The organism is Flavobacterium sp. (assembly GCF_031409475.1).
Lineage (GTDB): Bacteria > Bacteroidota > Bacteroidia > Flavobacteriales > Flavobacteriaceae > Flavobacterium.
In genome coordinates, this window is the sequence record NZ_JANNXH010000020.1 from 20,689 (window position 1) to 42,451 (window position 21,763).

19 protein-coding genes are annotated in these 21,763 nt (G+C 33.6%); all 19 read right to left on the reverse strand.

Annotated features, from left to right (window positions below):
* Positions 1 to 155: 155 nt before the first annotated feature.
* The 19 genes from RMO53_RS04030 to RMO53_RS04120 all read right to left on the reverse strand — a co-directional run bounded on the left by RMO53_RS04030 (position 156) and on the right by RMO53_RS04120 (position 21,763).
* Positions 156 to 1,040 (reverse strand): hypothetical protein, encoded by an 885-nt coding sequence (locus RMO53_RS04030; protein ID WP_310378275.1) that lies wholly within the window; start codon positions 1,038 to 1,040, stop codon positions 156 to 158.
* On the reverse strand, positions 1,041 to 2,477 hold the full coding sequence (locus RMO53_RS04035) for an MBOAT family O-acyltransferase (protein WP_310378276.1): 1,437 nt from the start codon (positions 2,475 to 2,477) through the stop codon (positions 1,041 to 1,043). It lies immediately after the preceding gene.
* 166 nt (positions 2,478 to 2,643) lie between these two features.
* Entirely contained in the window at positions 2,644 to 3,273 is a 630-nt protein-coding gene (locus RMO53_RS04040; RefSeq protein ID WP_310378278.1) for a hypothetical protein, read from the reverse strand.
* 151 nt (positions 3,274 to 3,424) lie between these two features.
* Positions 3,425 to 5,233, reverse strand: coding sequence for an asparagine synthase (glutamine-hydrolyzing) (asnB, locus tag RMO53_RS04045; protein WP_310378280.1), 1,809 nt, complete (start codon positions 5,231 to 5,233; stop codon positions 3,425 to 3,427).
* Positions 5,233 to 5,931 carry an acylneuraminate cytidylyltransferase family protein gene (locus tag RMO53_RS04050; RefSeq protein ID WP_310378282.1) on the reverse strand — a complete coding sequence of 233 codons (699 nt, stop codon included), beginning with the start codon at positions 5,929 to 5,931 and terminating at the stop codon, positions 5,233 to 5,235. The genes asnB and RMO53_RS04050 overlap by 1 nt, the downstream gene beginning before the upstream one ends.
* Positions 5,931 to 7,088, reverse strand: a complete 1,158-nt coding sequence (neuC, locus tag RMO53_RS04055; protein ID WP_310378284.1) for a UDP-N-acetylglucosamine 2-epimerase — start codon at positions 7,086 to 7,088, stop codon at positions 5,931 to 5,933. Before neuC ends, RMO53_RS04050 begins: the two co-directional genes overlap by 1 nt.
* A 212-nt stretch (positions 7,089 to 7,300) precedes the next feature.
* Positions 7,301 to 7,624: a GIY-YIG nuclease family protein gene (locus RMO53_RS04060; protein WP_310378286.1), complete on the reverse strand. Its 324-nt coding sequence runs from the start codon at positions 7,622 to 7,624 to the stop codon at positions 7,301 to 7,303.
* A gap of 386 nt (positions 7,625 to 8,010) precedes the next feature.
* Positions 8,011 to 9,021 carry an N-acetylneuraminate synthase family protein gene (locus tag RMO53_RS04065; RefSeq protein WP_310378288.1) on the reverse strand — a complete coding sequence of 337 codons (1,011 nt, stop codon included), beginning with the start codon at positions 9,019 to 9,021 and terminating at the stop codon, positions 8,011 to 8,013.
* Between the two features lie 17 nt (positions 9,022 to 9,038).
* Positions 9,039 to 10,199, reverse strand: coding sequence for an ATP-binding protein (locus tag RMO53_RS04070; protein ID WP_310378290.1), 1,161 nt, complete (start codon positions 10,197 to 10,199; stop codon positions 9,039 to 9,041).
* 221 nt (positions 10,200 to 10,420) lie between these two features.
* Positions 10,421 to 11,326 carry a glycosyltransferase gene (locus RMO53_RS04075; RefSeq protein WP_310378292.1) on the reverse strand — a complete coding sequence of 302 codons (906 nt, stop codon included), beginning with the start codon at positions 11,324 to 11,326 and terminating at the stop codon, positions 10,421 to 10,423.
* An 11-nt stretch (positions 11,327 to 11,337) separates the two neighbouring features.
* Complete coding sequence (locus RMO53_RS04080; RefSeq protein ID WP_310378294.1) at positions 11,338 to 12,873, reverse strand: Fic family protein; 1,536 nt, start codon at positions 12,871 to 12,873, stop codon at positions 11,338 to 11,340.
* 178 nt (positions 12,874 to 13,051) lie between these two features.
* Entirely contained in the window at positions 13,052 to 14,296 is a 1,245-nt protein-coding gene (locus RMO53_RS04085; protein ID WP_310378296.1) for a UDP-glycosyltransferase, read from the reverse strand.
* Between the two features lie 10 nt (positions 14,297 to 14,306).
* Complete coding sequence (locus RMO53_RS04090; protein ID WP_310378298.1) at positions 14,307 to 15,251, reverse strand: NAD-dependent epimerase/dehydratase family protein; 945 nt, start codon at positions 15,249 to 15,251, stop codon at positions 14,307 to 14,309.
* A gap of 82 nt (positions 15,252 to 15,333) precedes the next feature.
* A complete protein-coding gene (locus tag RMO53_RS04095; protein WP_310378300.1) occupies positions 15,334 to 16,275 on the reverse strand; it encodes a glycosyltransferase family 2 protein in 942 nt (313 codons plus the stop codon).
* A complete protein-coding gene (locus RMO53_RS04100) occupies positions 16,272 to 17,108 on the reverse strand; it encodes a glycosyltransferase (RefSeq protein WP_310378301.1) in 837 nt (278 codons plus the stop codon). The genes RMO53_RS04095 and RMO53_RS04100 overlap by 4 nt, the downstream gene beginning before the upstream one ends.
* Positions 17,109 to 17,154: 46 nt before the next feature.
* Positions 17,155 to 17,997, reverse strand: a complete 843-nt coding sequence (locus RMO53_RS04105) for a glycosyltransferase family 2 protein (protein ID WP_310378303.1) — start codon at positions 17,995 to 17,997, stop codon at positions 17,155 to 17,157.
* A 77-nt stretch (positions 17,998 to 18,074) separates the two neighbouring features.
* On the reverse strand, positions 18,075 to 19,163 hold the full coding sequence (locus RMO53_RS04110; RefSeq protein WP_310378305.1) for a Fic family protein: 1,089 nt from the start codon (positions 19,161 to 19,163) through the stop codon (positions 18,075 to 18,077).
* A 724-nt stretch (positions 19,164 to 19,887) separates the two neighbouring features.
* Positions 19,888 to 20,856, reverse strand: a complete 969-nt coding sequence (locus tag RMO53_RS04115; RefSeq protein WP_310378306.1) for a glycosyltransferase family A protein — start codon at positions 20,854 to 20,856, stop codon at positions 19,888 to 19,890.
* Between the two features lie 4 nt (positions 20,857 to 20,860).
* Complete coding sequence (locus tag RMO53_RS04120; RefSeq protein WP_310378308.1) at positions 20,861 to 21,763, reverse strand: glycosyltransferase family 2 protein; 903 nt, start codon at positions 21,761 to 21,763, stop codon at positions 20,861 to 20,863.

Here is a 21,763-nt window from a genome sequence, read left to right on the forward strand (position 1 = left end):
TGTCAATTATGTTTTAAAACAAAGTAATTAGACTTTACAAAGAAAGTCTTTTTTGGGGTTTTGTAACTAGTCTGCTCCTATTATTAAACATAGGTAAAATAAGGCTAATGTATTTAATTATACTAGAAAAAGCAACTTAAGGCATCACTATAATTTTACTTCATTAACAAATTGTCTGTTAGAATTTCTGTAAATCGTTTTGCCCCACTATGATTCAAATGATTGCAATTTTGAAACATCTTATCATCTTTAATCACATCTGAAAAATCTTTGAGTTCTGGTATTTTTTTCTTCAATTGTGATATAAAAATACGGTTTTTGTTGTTCTTACAAAACGGAGCACAATAAAATACTACATTCATATTATTCTGTTTCGAAAAAGACTTTATACTGTCTACAATTGGGTTTGAATCTACAATTACATCAGGTAATGATCCTGCAAGTTCTTTTGAATTTCCTTGCAAAGCAACATAACCATTATTAACAATAATGTTGGTTTTTTTGTTTATCAAATTAGAAAAAATCTCACGAAACCCTAATTTTAAATCGTTGTTACAATACCTATAAAAGGGAATATAATAATTAGCCCAAGGACTCGTAGCATAACGATCTGAATACGCTTTGGTTATTTTATTTTCTCTAATAAAAGGTATCATTTGATATTGAAAAATATTAGAATTCCCGTCAGTGATATTATAAATATAATCCACCTGGATTAGAATGGTTCCGCTTTGTATGTTATACTCTTTTATAAGTTTCAAAACACTGTAAATATCTACTAATTTAGCCGCCTGAAAACCTAGATTAACAGCCGTTTTATGTGTTTTGTTATAAATTACCGAAGGTACAATTGCGTTCTCAACACGAGAGGAACCCAGAAATATATAATCTATTTTCATGTCCTTTAAACTTCTCAAATACTGAAATTTTGTTCTAGGATTTGAATTGCAATAAATTTTTGTATAAGCAAAATCCAATACCGTCATGCAAATCATTAGTATCAAAAGACCACTTACTATGTAAATACTGAATTTTTTCATCTAAAACTGGAAATAAATAAAATTACTTGGACTGGAAAAAACACCCAGAATCAAGATTGCCGTTAATATTGCCAATGCCTTAAGGGTTGTAAATCTACCTGAAATGGGGTGTTCTTTTTCTCTTGAACTCCATTCAATGCCAATAAACAACCCCAAAATTAAAAGAAATTCAATAGCATACCGATCAAAATCCAAAAACTGGATCTTCCCATCGAAATTAAAACTTAACATATTCTTGATGTAAACAGATGCTTCTGAAACGGTTTTAGCTCTAAAAAATATCCAAGCTAAAGTGGTTAAACCAAAAGTTAAAAGCATACTCGCAAATTCTTTTAATGTGGGCAGGGTTTTTCCTTTGGCGACAATATCTAAATTATTTCTGTTGTTTTGGGTTATCAAAAGCGGCAAGAAATAAACAGCGTGCAATGCTCCCCAAACAATAAAAGTCCAATTGGCGCCATGCCAAAACCCACTAACCAAGAAAATAATAAAGGTGTTGCGGATTTTTAACATCATTCCGCCTTGACTTCCTCCCAACGGAATGTACAAATAATCCCGAAACCACGAAGATAACGAAATATGCCAACGACGCCAAAATTCCGCAATATCTCTAGAAAAATAAGGATAATTAAAATTACGAAGTAAATCTACTCCAAACAATTTTGATGTTCCTAAAGCTATATCCGAATACCCGCTAAAATCCCCGTAAATCTGGAAGGCAAAATAAATGGCTCCCAAAAACAGGGACACCGAGTTCATTGACTCATAATGGTCAAAAATAGCATTGGCATATAAGGCGCAATTATCGGCTATGACCACTTTCTTGAACAATCCCCAAATGATTTGGTGCACTCCGTCTATCGCCATACTATAATCAAAATGGCGTTTCTTTTTTATCTGCGGTAATAAATGTGTCGCTCTTTCTATTGGTCCAGCAACCAACAACGGAAAATAACCCACAAAAAGAGAATAGGTAATAATGTTTCTTTCGGCTTGTATCCTGCCTTTATAAATATCAATGACATAAGACAATCCATGAAAGGTATAAAAGGAAATCCCTACGGGCAAAATCACTTTCAATGTCCAGAAATTTGCTTGTATTCCCAATCCTGATAATGCTGTGGCAAAAGAATCAGCAAAGAAATTATAGTATTTAAAAACACCCAGAAAACCAAGATTCACTATTACACTCAACCAAAACCAAAGCTTTTTATTCCCTTTATTTTTGGCTTCCTCCATTTTTATTCCTGTGAAATAATCTAATGCTGTAGAAAATAGTAAGAGAAACAAAAAACGCCAATCCCAACAAGCATAAAAGAAATAACTCGCTAGCAGCAACAAAAAGTTTTGCAATTGCAAACTTCGTTTATTAATCCACCAATACAGTGTGAAAACAATGGGCAAGAACAGTAAAAAGGAAAGGGAGTTAAATAGCATTATAAGTCTCTAAATTGTTTTTGATGATTGATTTTCCAAATATTATTTATTCTATTGTTATTTTCAATCCTTTCTTTAACCCTTTCAGAGTTTAAAACTCTGAAAGGATTTTGTACTCTGAAAGGGTTTTTACTCTGAAAGATTTAAAAAAAGCTCAAAGGTAAGTTTAGTTTCTATCAATAATTAAATCAAAAATAGTCTCTAAATCTTGTTCTTCGCTATGATAGTCGATAAAATTTTCTTTAGATTCATAAATTTCAATCACATCATCTCTTTTTAGTTTTGTCGGCATATCCGAAAGAATACTACCATAAGACGACCAAGGATACTCGATTATCGTTTTGGTAAAACCATGATGAACGGGATTGTTATGTATATAATAAATTAAATTTTTCAAATACTTTTCAGATGTTACCCGCTTTCTTTCAAACGGCTTTTCGAACAAACTTCCGGTTCGAGAATGTTTTTTATTTATGGCTTGGGTGTAAGCATTAAACAAATGCCCAAACTGTTTAGACGGGTCTATTACTCTTGGGTTATCAACGGTTGAATATTCGAGAGAATCTATCAATACTTCCTTTTCGTTTCGAATATAAACCAAAAAATGAAAATGATTTTTCATCAAACACCAAGCAAAAGTTTCAGCTATAGGATGAATATACTGATGGTATAACTTTAAAAAATAGTCGTAATTTTCGTTGTCAAAAAAAATATCAATACCATTGTTCCCACGATTGTAGATGTGATAGTAATTCCCAAAATCTAAAGGTTCTTTTTTATATTTATCGTCTTGCATTTTTTTTTAATTTAAGAACACTTATTGTATTTCAACCCTTTCAGAGTTTTGAACTCTGAAAGGGTTAAAACTCCTGAAAAGCTTTATAAGTCTCTAAATTGTTTTTGATGATTGATTTTCCAAATATCGGTTTTTAATATCATTGATAAAACTAATTAGTTGTTGAATTCATGATCCCGTACAAACTAACACACTGCCATATATGAAAACTAGACTGTCTATTTCCTTCTAAATAAAGCTTCAATTCTTTCTGAACTTCTTCCTTATTAAACCAATTAGAAAATTTCGAGTTTTCAATTGCCGCAAAACAAAGTTCTACCCAAGCTTTCAAATCGTCTGCCAACCATTCGCGCTGTGGAGTTTGTAACGCTCTTTTGGGTGCAAAAACCAAATCGTCTGCTAGATATTCCGAGGCGATTTCACGCAGCATAAATTTAGATATTCCATTTTTTATTTTGAAATCCAAAGGCAATGAAAATGCCAATTCGACCAATCTATAATCCAAAAATGGCTCCCGCAATTCAGTTGAAAACGCCATGGAGATTCGGTCATTAAACCGTAACGCTCGAGGTATTTTAGTATAAAATAAATCTCTGTATTGTTTGTTCAACACTTCATCACCATAAGGTTTTGGATACACCGGTTTTATCGCTTTTGCCAAAAACGATTCGGAAAGCATGCTGGTCTTATATGGCGACTTAGTTACGCCTTGAATAGTAGCTTCATTTTCTTGCGTATAATAATCATAACCTGCCCATTGTTCATCCATTCCTTGACCGTCAAGAAGCACTAAAACTTTGTCCTTGCGAGCTTGCTCGAATATTTTGGCATACGCCAAAGTAGGAATACCACCAAAGGGTTCGTCTTGCTGCAAAGCCATTTTTTGAGCAAGAGTTGGAACCTCATCGGCTTGCAAAAGTACTTTTGTCAAGGGATTTTGGGTTTTGGAAATCATTTTTTCTACCCAAGGTAATTCGTCATAGTCGGGATTATTAGTATAAAAAGTATAAGCATTTATTAATTTCTGATTTTTGGCATTGCTATTGTCATTGAAATTGTCATTGAAATTGCCATTGCTATTGTCATTGAAATCATTCACTAAAGCTAATAAAACCGAACTATCCAAACCACCACTGATATTGAACCCCACAGCCACATCAGCTCTGAATCGCAAATTAATACTGTCTTTTAAGAGAGCAACGTATTTTTCTTTTGCTTGATTGTACGTTAAATTTTTTGGTTGTTTGGCCACTTCTTCTTCAAAGCAATACCATTTTTGTATTTCTAAATTTTCTTTGTAAACCATCTCTTCGACAGGCTCAGACTGACGTTGTTGATGTGAAAAACTTAAAAAATGTCCTCCAGGCAATTGATGAATACCTTCCCAAAAAGTTTCGTCAGGATTGCCGTAAGAACCAAAAGCAAAATAAGAAGCCCATACTTTTTCGTTGGGAGTTTTATGAATTCCTGCTGCGTGAATGGCTTTTATTTCGGACGAAAAATAAAATGAGTTGCTTTTTATACTGTAATAAAAGGGCTTTACCCCAAAACGGTCTCTAGCGGCAAATAGTTTTTTGTCTTGCTTGTCCCAAATCGCAAAAGCAAACATCCCGTTGAGTTTTTCTAAACACGATTTTCCGTAAAGGATAAATGCTGCCAATAACACTTCGGTATCGGATTGGGTTTTGAAATCGTATTGAGATTGTAGTGCCTTTTTGAGTTCGATATAATTATAAATCTCTCCATTAAAAACAACTACATAACGTCCTGAATTATCTATAAAAGGCTGATTCGACTGTTCTGATAAATCAATAATTGCCAAGCGATTATGTCCTAAAGCAGCGAAGCCATCATCAAAATTTTTTCCTGTTGCATCTGGACCACGATGATTTTGACTGACAAGCATTGCATCCAATTGAAGTACTTTACAATCCCCTATTATTCCTGCAATGCCACACATTATTTTTTGAAATTTTTAACCATCAATTCTGCTTTTTCCCAGTCTTGCATCGTGTCTATATTCACATACATTTCAGGGGAAGATTCAATAAAAGTGGTGTTTTTTCCGTATAAAGAATGTTCTTGCAATAGCACTTTGGTTTTAGTGATGTAAATGCTTCCGTCTCTGTGGTAAGCAGTTGGGAGTTCTTGTCTTCGGCTGATGATTTCTGTTTCACCAGTGGCAATTTTTAAGTTACCTTCGTTATTGACTTCAAATGTCCAGTGTGGATTGTATTCGTGAGGTACTTTCTGTACTGAAACTAAAGAATCACAATCACTTTTTATGAATTTTTCAATGGCTTTGTCAAGAAATTTCGCCGTTCTAAAAGGACTTGTGGCTTGCAATAAGCACACCGCATCAAAAAAAACATTTTGACTTTCATACCATTTCAAGGCGTGAATTAGTACATCAATTGTAGGTGTGTTGTCATTTGCTAATTCAGCTGGTCTCACAAAAGGCACTTTAATATCCAAACTTTTTGCCACTGCAATAATTTGTTCGTCCTCACTGGACAAAATTACTTCGGTCAAATACTTCGATTGTAACGCAATTTCGGCAGTATAGGACAATAAAGGTTTGCCATTCAATAACTTAATGTTTTTTCCAGGCACTCCTTTTGAACCTCCACGAACTGGAATTATGGCAAGTATTTTCATTAATACATTATTGTTTTGTGAAACTGCAATGGAAACTGCGCTAATATAGCAGCAATCCGAATACCTGATGCACCATCGCCATAAAGGGATTCGCTTACTAAATTTTCAGAATTGATATGATTGTTTATGGCTGTTTTTATGGCTTCACTATCATAGCCAACATCGACCACATTCTTACCTCTCAACCGTCGGTTTTGACGGGTTCCAATATTAACAACAGGAACACCAAGATACGAACTCTCACGAACGCCAACACTTGAATTACCAATCAAACATTTGGAATTTTTGATTAAATGCAAAAAATCATTGGGTTCCATATTCTTAAAAAATAAAATGTTTTTTGGATTGTATTTTTCTCTGTACGAACGAATTCCGTTTGACGTTCCGTCTGCACCTGCATCTACATTAGGCCAAAACCAAAACGTAGGAATTTGAAGTTCATCTATGGCTATTAATGTTTTATGTATGTCTTCTTTGGCTGCTGCATATTCTGTAGTTACAGGATGTTGCATAACAACTATATAGCCGTTTTCCCAGCCTTTGGCTTGACCTACACCACCATATTTTTGTATGGGATCAAAATGAATATCAGGATTCTCCAATACTTCTTTTGCCAAATCTATTGATGGACAACCAGTGTTAATTACCATTTCAGGGTTTTCGCCCATTTTTATTACCCGTTCTCTAGCATCTTCAGAAGCTACAAGATGCAAATCTGCCAATTTTGTATTGGCATGACGCACCTTCTCATCGATATTTCCTGTTACTTCGCCACCTTGAATGTGCACCAACGGAATGTTTTGAAACGATGCCGCTATAGAAGTTGCAATGGTTTCGAATCGATCTGCAATGGTAACAACGGCATCGGGTTTTAAGTTGTAAAAAACCGTTGATAGTTCCATTACAGCCAATCCTGTTGTTTTTGCCATAGCCGTTGCATTCTCGCCTTCGAGCACCATAAAAACTTTTTCGTTGATCGTAAAACCATCTTTTTCAATATAATCTACTGCTGTTCCGTAACGATCTAACAAAGCGGAACCTGCAACAATTAACTGCAACTCCAAATCTGGATGTTCTTGAATGGCTTGCAGAGCCGATTTTATTCTGCTATAAGATGGACGAGCTGTGATAACTACACATATTTTTCTTTTGGACATTCTTGTACAATTATACTTGGGTTAAAAGTAAGTAAAAAAGAAGGAATAGGGAAAATATATTTTTAATATATTGTTGTCAGTCTGAGCCTGTCGAAGAGATGTCAGTCTGAGCTTGTCGAAGACCCTAATACAATTGATTCTTCATAAAAACGCTTCGACAGGCTCAGCGAGACATCACAATACTCTGTCAGTCTGAGCTTGTCGAAGAGATGTCAGTCTGAGCTTGTCGAAGACCCATTCTTACCATACTCTGTATAATTTTTAGAATACTGCACTAACTTATCCCAGTCTTCATTAATTAAAGCTTCTTTCTTTCTCCTACTCCAACCTTTAATTTTTTTTTCAATCATAATTGCCTGTGTTGGATCAGAAAAGGTTTCAAACCAAACTAACTGAACTGGTCTTCTAGTAAAAGTATAGGAATCAGGATTTTTTCCTGAATTGTGTTCAAACAATCTTCTATCAATACTATTCGTAATTCCTGTATAATAAGTTGAATCCGAACACTTGACTATATAAACATAATAGAATTTCATATCTTTATTTTCGATTATTAAAAACGCTTCGACAGGCTCAGCGAGACATCACAATACTCTGTCAGTCTGAGCTTGTCGAAGAGATGTCAGTCTGAGCTTGTCGAAGAGATGTCAGTCTGAGCTTGTCGAAGAGATGTCAGTCTGAGCTTGTCGAAGAGATGTCAGTCTGAGCTTGTCGAAGACCCTAATACAATTGATTCTTCATAAAAACGCTTCGACAGGCTCAGCGAGACATCACAATACCCTGTCAGTCTGAGCTTGTCGAAGACCCTAATACAATTGATTCTTCATAAAAACGCTTCGACAGGCTCAGCGAGACATCACAATACCCTGTCAGTCTGAGCTTGTCGAAGAGATGTCAGTCTGAGCTTGTCGAAGACCCATAACTAGTCGCAGTCCGCTTCATTTAAAAAATCCCATTGCTTCAAATCCTTGTTCAAAACCTTTCCGATTACTTCTTGAAAACGAGAAGCATCTATACCGAAACCTTTTGGTTTTTTAGCTTCTAAATCATCAAAAGTCAGCAGGTGATTTTTAGATAAGTCTTTGTTTACAGCTAATGATTTTTCGAAAATTTGCTTCAACGATTTGAAATCGGCATTGGTCGTTTTATCGATTGGATTAGCAAGTGCTGTTGCAATATTTCGTAAGGCAACGACCAAATCTTTGGTTTCTTGAATGGTTAAAGAGGATTTTGCATCAGGTCCAAAAAGTTGTCTATCAAAAACAACGTGAAACTCGAGAATACTTGCACCCAAAGCAGTTGCAGCAATGCCCGTTTCGATTTTGGATGAATGATCCGAAAAGCCTACGGGAACGTTGTACCGTTTTTGTAATTCCTGAATGACATTTAACCCGTATTGTTCGGGTTGGGTTGGATAAGCTGTGGTGCATTGCAGAATAGAAAAGGAGACATTTCTTTCTCTTAAAAATAGAACGGTTTCATCTAATTCTTCATACGAACTCATACCCGAAGACAAAATTACGGGTTTCCCAGTTCTAGCAATTTTCTCTAAAATTAAAAAATTATTTACTTCGCCAGAACCTATTTTGTATTGTTCTACTCCTATTTCTTCCAGCCAATCGACAGCTAGATTACTAAAAGGAGAACAAATAAAATCAAGTCCAAATACATCACAATGTTGTTTAATATCTTTCCATTGCGATAAAGTAAAACTCATTCGTTTCCAATAATCAAATCGTGATTTATCTTCTTTAGAAAATACAACTCTAAAAGGTTCGTGTTCGCTACTTTCGGCTTCGGCAATGTGCATTTGGAATTTTACTGCATCAACACCAGTATTGGCAAGAGCATCGATGTAAGAATATAAAATACCCAAACTGCCTTCGTGTGCTTGACCTATTTCGGCAATGATGTATGGTAATGAATTTTTCATTTTTTATTTTTTAAAATTTACAACTTACTTTCTAAAAATTCATCTAATCCACAAACCGTTACTTGTGGAGCTATATCATAAGAAACTTGTGTAGGTATTATTACAAATGTTTGTTGAGGCTTTACTACATCTATAGCTCTCCAAAAACCTTTAGTTAGTTTGGGCGCTGTCGAGGCTTTACATTCTATAGCAATACGTTGGTTTCCTTTTGTCAATATCAAATCGAGTTCATCGCCCGTAGCAGTTCTATAAAAATAATAATCCCAATCAGGGTAGTTTACAATCACATTTTCGACCACCAAACCTTCCCATGAAGAACCAAATATAGGATGTCCTAACAAGGAATTATAATCAGAAATTGCCAATAATTGATGTAATATTCCCGAATCTCGAACAAACACTTTGGGCGATTTGACTAATCTTTTCTTGACATTAACTTCATACGGAAGCACCGTTCTAACAATAAATGTTTGCTCTAATAAATCAATATAACGTTTAATAGTTGGATGGGTCAAGCCCAAAGATTCTCCCAACTTTGAATAATTCAAAAGCTGTCCTTGATTGTGAGCACACATCATCAAAAGGCGTTTGAGTTGCAAAGTAGGAATTTGAAACCCCAATTGCGGAATGTCTCGTTCGATAAATGTTTTGACAAAATTATCGCGCCAAATCTTACTAAAAGCATCGTTATCGGCCAAATAACTGTCCGGAAAACCACCTCTTAACCAAAACGTATTTAGACTAAATCCGTCTAAATTGTTAAGTTCATTGAGTGTAAAAGGCGACAAATAAACCATCCCTATTCTTCCTGCCAACGACTCCGAAGTTTGCTGAATTAAATCTCTTGAAGCGGAACCCAACAAAACAAATTTTCCGTTTTGTCGATTGCTGTCTACTACGCTTCTTAAAACCGAAAACAATTGTGGAACCAATTGAATTTCGTCTAAACATATTATTTTATCATCATTAGATTGAAAAAAGTAAGTAGGTTGATCTAGTTTACTTAAATCGGTATCGTTCTGCAAGTCGAGATAAACAGAATCACCCCAGTTTTTGACCAATGTTTTGACCAAAGTAGATTTTCCGCACTGTCGTGGTCCCAAAACCGCAACAACAGGAAATATTTTAAGATACTGACGAACAGTTGCTTCAATCTTTCTTTCTATAAAATCATGCATATTGCAAATATGATTTTCAATTTGCAGTAAAATTACTTATAATAAATCTAATAAATACTATTCACGCACTTAATTTTAATAAAATAGCCTTTTTATAACAAAATAAGAATAAATAAATTTATTTTAAAATATTGATAATCAATATTTTATATTAAATTTTAACATAAATCTTGCAAATTGAAAATATAATTTTCAATTTGCACGATTTATATAATTTATACTTATTTTTCTGGTTGCCAATATATTTTAGTTTCAGGTAGTTTAGTATAGGCGGCATATTCTTTTTGAGACAAGCGATTGCTGCTTTTAACGATTTTAGGAATTGCCAAAACTAAATCTAGCAATGCTAAAATGAGTGCTTGTAATGTCTTGAAATCGCCGCTAAATACTTTCTTGAACTGCATCCAAATAGAATAGGCTATTTTTCTTGGAATCACAGGAATCGGATTAAACAAGAAGAGCAGATACCAACTCGAACGCAAAGAACGTCGCAACCGAGTACTATAATCAGTATTGTTTTTTCGAGATTTTACTGCAACACGATGGTTGACTAAAACTTGGGGAAAGTACTGTACTTGCCAGTTTTTTTTGAATAATTGGTAAGAAGCAAAATTTTCTTCTCCATAAAAAACAAACCATTCTGGATAACTAGGAATGTCTCGCCAAGCGGTCGTACGCCATACATGAGCACAACCCACAAATCCTTGTACTTGAGTTATTTTTTCGTTAGAAACTGTGGTGTTTGGTTCTTGCAATCCCCAAAAAATACGCAAGGCTATCACACCACAATTGGTGTTGTTTTCAAAATGGGATTGTATAAGTTCTAATGGATTTTGGGTAACAAAATGCGCGTCATCGTCTAAGGAAATCGCATAATCTGCTTTGGTTTCGTTGAGCATTTTATTCCTACAATACATATAGCCTTTTGAAACGGGGTTTCTTTGGAGTTGTATATTGGGGAAATTTTGCGCCACATATTCATAAGTGCCATCCGTAGAACCATCATCAAAAACAACGTAAGTCACACTATTCTCTTTTAAGAGATACTTGATTTTTTCCAAAGTAAAAGCCAAATCGGTTTTACGGTTTTTGGTAGTGATGTGGATGGAGAAAGAGGAATTTGGCATAAATTTCTAAATTAGTCAAAACAATTTTTATACTGTTCTTCTATTTTATTTACTTCTTCATTAGTTAATACTGCAAACTCTTTTTCAAGTGCTCTCTTTGAAAACCTACCGTTATTTTGTTCTAAAAACCGAATGACCATCGCTACTGTTTTATCGGGCATTTGAAAGATGTCATCTAAATAAGCTTTCATTTTATCATATTTTTGAAGATAAGCTACTTCGTATGGAATAATAGTAACAATAGTGTCATTGACGCAATCGTATAAAAACTCAGCCTGATTGGTAGCATCAAAATAACGATAAAAATCAATCGTGTCATTTAAAACAGTAACGTTATTGGATTTTGTGGTTTCCCATTCTATAAAATCCAATAATGGATGGGAGTACGATTCCAGCACAACTCTATAATCATCGATATGATTCAAGATAGAAGCCGAAACAGGAAAAATGATTCCCTGCTGTGCAAATTGCATTTTTGCTAAAATATGATGTAGCAAATAGCGATGAATTCTACCATTGCCGTCTTCATAAGGATGAATAAATACAAATCCAAAAGCAATTAGCGCAGCGGTCAAAACAGCATTAAAATCAGTATTTTCCAAATTTTTGTAAGTTGCAAAAAGTCCTTCCATCAAGAGTGCTACATCTTGCGCTTTGGCCGAAATATGCTCAGGCAAGGGTTCACCAGTGGTTCTATCGTGTTCTCCAACAAAACCGCCTTCGCTTCTAAATCCCATCTTCAAAAACCGACTGTTTTCTATTACTATATGCTGTAAACGGAGTAATTCTTCTGTATCTAAAGATTTTGATCCCGCTTGTCCAATGGCTTTTCCCCAACGAACTGCACGATTGTTTGTCGGGTTTTCTCCCTCAATAGTAAAGGAAGCTTTAGAGTCTTTCAACAATAAAAAAGCCGATGCCCGCTGTAAAACATCTTTATGAATTGTATTGAGATAGCTGTTTTTTTTATTGGATAAATTTACTGCTATGTAATTGTTTAACTTGTCTGTTCTGAATATTAATGGACAAAAACCAACTGTTCCAGGCAAGTTGTTCTTTATGCGATGTCGGCTAGAATTAACGGGTATCGACAAAGCAAATTGTAGGTTTTCATCTAGCAAGGAAACAAAATTACCTGTACTTAAATCCGGAATAGAAAGTTTTTTTTGGAATAACCATTCATACAAAAACCAAATTTTTCGACTGTATTGTCCTTGTGGTTCAATTTGCACCAAAGTCGTAATGGTTTCTTCTGATAATTTTTTGAATAATTTTTTAAAAAACAACAAATTGACTCCTTCGTATTTCAACGCAAACACCAATTGTTTGTATAGACTGTCTTCAGGTTCATGACGCGAGGTAAATACTTGCCAATGATCTGTAACATACTGTCTCTTTTTAGAACTTATCAGCGTTAATCGATGTGGTATTGGCATAGCCAAAGTATAGGCTTCTATTAAAGCTCCATAACCTACCAGCAACCCTTCTTCGGGTGCCTTACGACCGTGAAAAAGACTTATTTTACGTGAAAAATGATTATTATCCATTAAATTTGGTGAAAAATAATTATTCAAATATAAAAAAAAACAATTGACTTTATTTATTTTGGTAAAAAAACTTTCTTGTTCTCCAAAAAAACTTTTTATGCGTAAAAGCCAAATCGGTTTTACGATTTTTGGTAGTGATGTGGATGGAGATGACCATAGCTGTCATTGAGTTTTCTACTTAATTCAAATCATGAATCACTTTTTTCAAATAAGTAACTGATAAATAATCTTGTAAATCCTTTCTATTTAAAAGCAAATTTTCAGGATTTTGTTTCCATAATTGATATAACATTTCTATCAGAGCTGCAATTTTTTCAACATCATCTACTTCTGACCAATACTCATAATCATTGCCTAACAATCGTTTTGTTTCGCTATAAAATGGCGCTAGGGAAAGAATCATTTTATTAGCTTCGACACAATGTGGAAATTTACCAGGAAGGAACGGACTAATTTCTGATTTAGATTCTAGAATAATGTTTGCAGATACATTTGTTTGAAGATTATACACTACATCAAAATCAACATAGCCTGTATAAATATAAAAATTAGGGTTATTGTTTTGATAGTTTTTGAGTATTTCCAAATGATCTTGCGCTGGACCAAGTAAAAGTAATTTTGCTTCATTTTTAGCTTCGGGATTTCGGGCTAAAAAAAGTTCAAAACCATCTAATAACCCTTTGGGTGAGCGTTGGGCCAGAAGATTTCCTGCGTGTAATAAATTAAATTTTGTAGTGTCAAAATAATCAGGTAAATCAAGGTTTTGAATTTTATAATTTGAATTTTGATGCGGAATAACAACACCAGTTTTTAGAAAATTAGAGAAATAACTGCCCATCCACTCTTTAAGCAATACGCTTGGAAAAGAACTGAATCCTGCTTTTTCAGAAACTTCTTTAAAGAAATTTTCTTTTTTCTTGTACCCATTTTCTACCCAATTAAAAGGTCTGGGATTGAGATGAAAAGGATAGGGATCGTGTATGTTTGCTATCCATTTGCTGTGCAATTCTGGAAAGGACAACATGGCGTAATGTGGGCGAAAACTTAATCCTTTGCTTACCGTAAGTATTAAATCTGGATTGAGTTTCCTTGCTTTACTAATTGTTAATTTCATTGAGTTTACATCATTAAAAAAAGTAAATGAAAAACCAAATATTTTATCAAAAAAAGGATGCAAATCTATGTTGAAATTGCGTTGTGTAACGCGTACTGCTCTACTCAATACATAGTTTAAACTCCACTTAATTTCTTTTATAGGTTGGCAATCAATATTGTTTAATTTAATGTTTTTACGGGTATAATGATAAACCATAATGTCAAAACCAGCTTGTTTGAGGTTCTCGATTAATGCTACATTGCACTTAGAACAACTGCTGTCGTTTTTATCAATAGATTCTGCAATAACTATTATTTTTTTATTCATCAATATCTAATTACAATTTTTCTTTCAACCAAGCTATCGTTTTTACTAAACCCAATCTAAAATCATAATCTGGATTGTAGTTTACTAATTTTTTTGATTTTTCGATATTAGAGCATCTGTTTTTTACGTGATCCCAAACTCTTGGCGGAGTATATTCGATTTTTGAATTTGATTGTGTTAAGGCTATTATTTCTTCGGCTAGTTTTTTGATACTTACTTTGGTTCCTGTTCCTCCGTTAAAAACTTCGGCTTGTTTGTATTCTGAAAGGGCAAGTTTCGAAAGTAAATCTACCGTGTCTTCAACATAAGTAAAATCTCTGGTTTCATCGCCCGTTCCTGTTATGCTTATGGTTTGATTTAACAGTGCTTTTTGAATAAAATTTGGGATTACATTTCTATATTGTCCTGGCATTTCACCTGGCCCAAAACTATTAAAAATCCTAGCACTTACTGTTGGAATGGCATGTATCTCGGCATAATATTTAGCATACAATTCGCCAACAAATTTATTGATAGCATACGGTGTGTCATAAGGAGCAACATGAATGTCTTCTTTCATTATTTCGCTATTTCCATAGACGCAACTCGAGCTTGCAAAAATAATTTTTTTTAATTCCTTGTTGTTTTTTTGCGTTTCAAACAAATTAACTACTCCAATAACATTGGTATTGATATCCGACAATGGATGATCTACCGAGTTTTGATTTGCAAAATGTGCTGCTAAATGAAAAATAAAATGAGGCTGATAGTTTTTGAAAAAAGTGGTTAACTTCTCTGTATTGCCAATATCGACATAGGTAAAGACCACTTTATCAGAAAAATTAGTATGACCTGCACTAAAATTATCTATAACTTGAATAGTACAATTATAGTTTGCGGTCAAGTATTGAATTAAATTATAACCCAATGCGCCAAAACCGCCAGTTATTAATATTTTTGAATTATTGAATGTCATTTAGAAATAGGTTTGTTTTTAATAAATGAAGAATTGGTTTCATTTTGATAGCTTTTGATTAATCCAGTAACAATAAAAAAAATTATAAGTTATATCTACTTTTTATAGTTTTCTTAATTCTATAAAACCTAAACCTTATAGGCAAAGTGGTATAAAAAAAACACCATTTTAATTTTTCAAATGTAGGCAATTCAAGGATAATTAAAATAGCTTTAAATAAATTATATTCCTTAAAGTCGATCGAAATGGTTATAAAATATCGTTTTAAAGAATAGCTGAGCAATTTTTTTTCCTTAAGATTTTGCACTACTAATAGAATCGCTTTTGAATAAGATTCCCTATGAATTGGGTTTTTCCTTATATATTGTCCCGTGTTAGATTCAGGATGCTTTCTGTTGTAATACAAGACGTTGTTAATTATTATTCCTTTGAAGTTTTCAGTAATAATTCTACTGTAACATTCCCATTCTTCTGCATACAAAAGATTTTCATTAAATCTAGTCCTTTCAAAGCAATTCTTTTTCCATAAAACGGTGCAAGATGCCAAACCTATTTCTTGCGTAACTACTTTTAATATATCGGCTTTAGTAAGGAATTTTGCTATAGCAATTGGATTGTTTTCGACAATAGGTTTCTCCACCTCAAAAGACATTTTTTGATAATGACAAAAGTCAACCTGACTTGTTTCTATTACTTCTAGGCTTGTTTTTAAATTATGTGGATGTACAATATCATCATCATCATAGAAGATAACATAAGTTCCTTTAGCCAAATCCAATCCATAATTCCTGCAGCCTGGCAAACCTTTTTTATAACTGTCGGGACGTTTTAGAAACTGGAATCGATGGTCTTTCTCCAGAAGTGGTTCTATACTTTCTTTTGTATTATCCGAACCGCCATCATCAATAATTAAACATTCCCAGTTAATAAAAGATTGTTTTTTTATGGTTTGCAATGTCTCAACAATAAAATGCGCTCTATTGTAGGTGGCCATAATAATGGATATTCTTGGCGCATTTTTCATTTAAAAAAAGATTTAATCCATCGTAAGGGTCGTAAAATATTTTTTCCTATTTTAAATTCCAATCGTTGTGTGTTTTTAATTTTTTCGAATTCTTCTCTTTCTAGACTATAAAAAAATTCTGCTAACAATATGTCAAAATTAGCAAGGTATAGTTCTCTGTGCTTTGCAACAATAAGTTTAAACTTATCCAATCTTTTATGGCGAATTTTACTAGTGGTAGAACCTTCTCGTAATTGATAATTGAATAATGTTTCGTCTATAACGCAAGCATATCCTCCTAATTTTAATATCTGGATATAAAATTCCCAATCTTCAAAGCCCAAAATAGGCAGCTTTTCTTCATAACCGCCAGAATTATCCCAATCATCCCTTTTAAACATACAACTTCCCAATGCTGAATTTGCAAATAAAAAATTATTCAAGTCTCCGCCCTTTGGTACAAAAATATCAATAGTACCTGTTTTATTAAACCTGTTGGCTTGACAGGTTACAATTTTAATTGCATTGTCCTCTTGAAATTTCTTGATGGCTTTTTCGCAAAAAGTCGATTCAAAAAAATCATCCGAATCAAGATTCAAAATATAATCTCCTTTTGCAATCCTTATGCCATTGTTCCTAGCTATACTCTGCCCTTGATTTTCTTGCGTGAGTAATTTTGTGATTTTAGGCTCCAGTTTTTTTAAAACTGCCTTGGTTTCTGCATTTGACCCGTCGTCAATTACTATTACTTCTGTATTAGGATAGGTTTGATTCAATGCAGAATCCACACATTGTTCAATGAATTGAGCATCGTTATAACAGGGAATGACTATGGAAACTTTACTACAATTCATGTTTTTTGTTTTTAAAAAGGGTTTGAATGCTTTTTTAAAGTCATTATTATCTTACCCCCAGTAACTCTTTTATTCTTTTTTTGGAAAACAAAACCATTAATATTCTTAAAAAAACAGATGTCATTTTCTTTGCAAATATTGATTTTTCGATTTCACACAACATTTTAAATCGATTCATTTCAAGTAAATTACGATTCTTGTGCCATTCTTCATAATCTAAAATAAATGCACTAAAATATTCAACTAAAACCTGATTTCTTTCATTCAAATGATTCTCTATTAATTGCGCACTTATCCCATCCACGTAATAAGTTGACAGCGTTTTGTTTATATTGATGTATGTGCAATTATGGACAAACAATGCCAAAATAAAAAATTTCCAATCGGATACAATTTTCAAATTTTCGTCATACAAGCCTATTGTCTCAAAAAGTTCTTTTCTAATCAAAACTGATTGATGATTCAAACCATTCAAATAGAAATCAGAAAAACGCAACTTGTCAGGATGCTTGACCGTTCTAGAATTCCCATTCTTAATCATGTGCACATCAAAACAGATTAAATCATAAGAATTATAACACTGAGAAGTTTCTTCTAAAACTTGATTGTTGAAAAAATGATCTCCACTATTTAAAAACAACAAATACTCTCCAGTGGCTTTTGCAATCCCTTTGTTCATCGCGTTGTAAATCCCTTTGTCAGGCTCACTTACCCAATAATCAATGTTCGCGTTTTGACTTTCGATAAAAGCCGCACTGCCATCAGTAGAACCGCCATCGATAACAAAATATTCAAACTCTTGCCAAGTTTGATTCAGAACACTCTCCACGGTTCGCTTCAACCCTTCGAGGTTGTTGTAGTTGATGGTGATGATGGTGAGTTTAGGCATTGGGGGTTTTAATAAAAACAACGCAATTTAGGAAATTATTTTTGTCTTTTGAATCGGATTAAACAATTAAACAGTTTTTAAAAAGCATATAACTTATACGAAGTTCCTCGACCACTGCCTTCCTGTTCTAAGACTTCTTTACTTATTAAATCTTGAATATCTCTGAGGGACGTATCGGTAGAAACTTTGGTGATTTTGGCATATTTAGAAACGGTAAGCTTACCAAAAAATTCATCTAAAAGCAGTTGCAGTATTTTTTGTTGGCGTGTGTTAAAATCAACAGCACGATGGATTTCCCAAAATTGAGCTCGTTTTAAAATAGAACCAATAGTTTCATTGGTTTGTTCCATCGATTGCAGTAAACTATCTAAAAACCATTTTACCCAAGCAGTACAATCCAAATCTCCTTTTTGGGTAGTTTCTAAAATAGTGTAATAGCTGTTGCGCTCCGCTTGAATCTGGGCTGACATCGAATAAAAACGTTTTTTACTATGGTCGGCTCGAGCTAACTGCATATCGGTTATAGCTCTTGTAATACGACCGTTACCGTCTTCAAATGGATGTATGGTAACAAACCACAAATGAGCAAGTGCAGCTTTCAATACTGGGTCTATAGTTTGATACCCATTGAACCAATTTAAAAAAGCAACCATTTCTGCAGGTACTTTGTCTGCGCTTGGCGCTTCAAAATGTATTGTTTCTTTTCCCATTGGGCCAGAAGTTACTTGCATACTATCGTCACGCCATGCAGCAGTCTTTATTTTATGGATACCACTTCGACCAGTAGGAAAAAGTGCGCCATGCCATCCATACAAACGTTCTTCGCTTAATGATTCATCATATCGTTGCGTGGCGTCCAAAAGCATTTCGACAATACCTTCAACATGGCGTTCTGCAGGAACAGCACCTGCAATTTCAATACCCAATCGTCTTGCAATAGAAGAACGAACTTGTTCTGGATTTAATAGTTCTCCCTCAATTTCGCTCGATTTTACGACATCTAAAGTCAATGTTTTAAGCAGAGTTTCCTCTTGCAATCGAAAACCAAGTCCTTGCATCACTCCTAATATTTTGCCTTGGCTATGCCTGACTTCGCCCAGCAAAGGGGTTATTACAGCTGCATCCCAAGTGAATTTTGGCCAATTTTTTTTCTGATGAATATACATATACGCCGCTTTTTTGCGGTAAATATAGGCTTTATATACCGTAAAGAAAAATTATGCGGTGCTAATTTCATTTATACACCGCACTATTGCGGTAAAAACAAAGTCTAATCACCGCGTAAACACAAAAAATAGAGCCTACAATGAAGTAACAAGGCGGAATTTACATCAAAACATTGCCTCTTTTATGATTGTTTGTAGAAGCACAATCAATAACGAGGTATTCAAAGGCTTGTCAAGTCTGGTTCACGAAGCTCGCCACGGTTCATTGAAGTCCGTCGAGATTGTTGTAGTTGATGGTGATAATGGAAAGTCTTTTAGTCATTTAATATTTATTTTTTTGAAAAATTGATTCGGTATACAATTGTAGTCCTAATGTATCCAGAATTTTCTTCTCGTATTTGGTTGATGAAAGTCTAAAATCTAAAATAATATGATTCCCATTAGCCTATATAGGTTAACAAAATTAGAATTGACAAACAGTTATAATCCTAATATTCGAAAAAAAAATATCTTTTCTTTATTTTCTCATTCATTTTACATTCTAAAGTACTTTTGAAGATTGCATTTTATAAAATAATTCAAATTACGCTAAAAAGTTTAAAACATACTTTAAGTTTTTAAGTTAAGATATACTCAAACTCCTTCAAGGTTTGATTCCTGTCGCTCTAAAAGATTTTTTAACACTTCAAGATTATTGCAATTGATTGTAATAATCGAGAATTTATTACTTCTTGATTAAATTTCTAAGTGTTTTCTTAAAAAAAAACTTGACTTTCTTGATGAAATTGGCATAATCAATAACTACTCCATTCCAGTACGCTGCAACATTTATAATCTCATATTTAGGTTCAATTTTGAGTCTACCTTTTAAATTGGCATTTGCATTTTTTAGAGCATTAACTTTAATATTGCTCAATCTGATGTGTGGAGCTTGATTGGTGTGTGTTGCGTTTTCGTTAAAACCAATATTATTGATCATATTCAAATTAGGTCGTATACAAAATTGTTGATTTTTCAAACAGGTGTATACCCACTGATAATCCCAAGTATCAATCTTTCCGCTTTTTGTTGCATCAAAAAAATACTGCCATTTATAAATCCATTCCTTGTGGGGTAAAATAGTTGGCAAACGTAATGATTTTAATAATTTACTGCCTTTTTTAAAATCATTGATTCCATCATAAGTAGGCCAGGTTTTATTAACCAAGTCATTCGATCGTCGCCATGAAGCCCAACCCCACATATTAAAATAACGAGTCAAACCAAAATCATATTTATGATTTTCATAAGCTAAACTACATCCATTAATTGAAAAGATTTGGGTATTATCTTTAAAGCGATGAAGCAATATTTCGGTATACTTAAAAAATGAAGGGTCAGGTAATATATCATCTTCAATAATAAGCCCCATTTCAACTTCACCAAAAAACCAGTCTAAAGCGTTTTGAACAGCTTTGCCACAACCTAAATTTTCTTCCCTAAACAAAGTTTTCAACTCACAATCCCAATCAATTCCTTTAATGACAAGTTCTCGAGTTACTTTACATTTTTCCCAGTCTTCATTAGTATTAGGACGAGCTCCATCTGCTGCAACATATAAGTACTTGGGCTTTTGATTTTTTATTACCTCAAAAGCTCTTTGGGTATTTTCTGGCCGATTATAAATGAGAAAAAGAATAGGGATATCGTACATTAATTTATAAATTAAAAATATTGATTAAAAATCTCCTAATACTTTTGATAAAAGGAATTATACCAAAATTAATTAAATACAATCGTATCAAAAAGAACCACTCCTTTAAAGTCAACTTTCTGTTTTTTTTTATAGTTGCCTCATAGAACATTAACAATTCTAGTCGTTGATATTTTTTAAACAACATTAATTTTTTGGTCAGAACATCTTTAATAAATTGAATTTTTAGTTGCTTTTTTAGATCTAAATCATCTTGTATTCCTGAAATATTGATCTTTGAAATTCTAAAAAAAACAATGGCTTCATTTATGGTATAAATCATTTTGCCGTCCGGAAATTCTAACCACGCATAACAATCGCTATGCCATGCTAATGGATAATCCTTAAAGCCATATTTTAAATAGGACTTTCTAGTAAAAACATATTCCGACAAAGAACTCCGAGTTTGTCCCTTGAAATTTCTATAAAAAAATTCACTGTTTTGTTCCCAAATTGGATGCGTGTAAACTGAAGAAATAGTGTTAGTTTCTTCCTGAATAATCTTGGTTGCAAATCGCACTAAATTTGATTCCCTTTTAAAAAAATTATAATTTGTATACCAGGAAGCAATCACATTATCACCCAATGCATCATCATCACCCAAAATCATGACCCACTCTTCATCACCGGACAATGCCAAGCATCGTTCCCATTGCTGTACTAATGAAGTTCCTCCGAGATTCTCTTCGAAGCGATGATAAACAAAATCAAAATGATCTTTATACTTTTCTAATAACTCTCTTGGATTTTCTGGACTCGCATCATCACCTATATATACTTTAAACCGTTTATCCGTTTGATTGGTCAATGATTGTAACGTGGCTTCAAAAAAAGTACGTTTGTAATATGGGATTACTATGGCTAACAT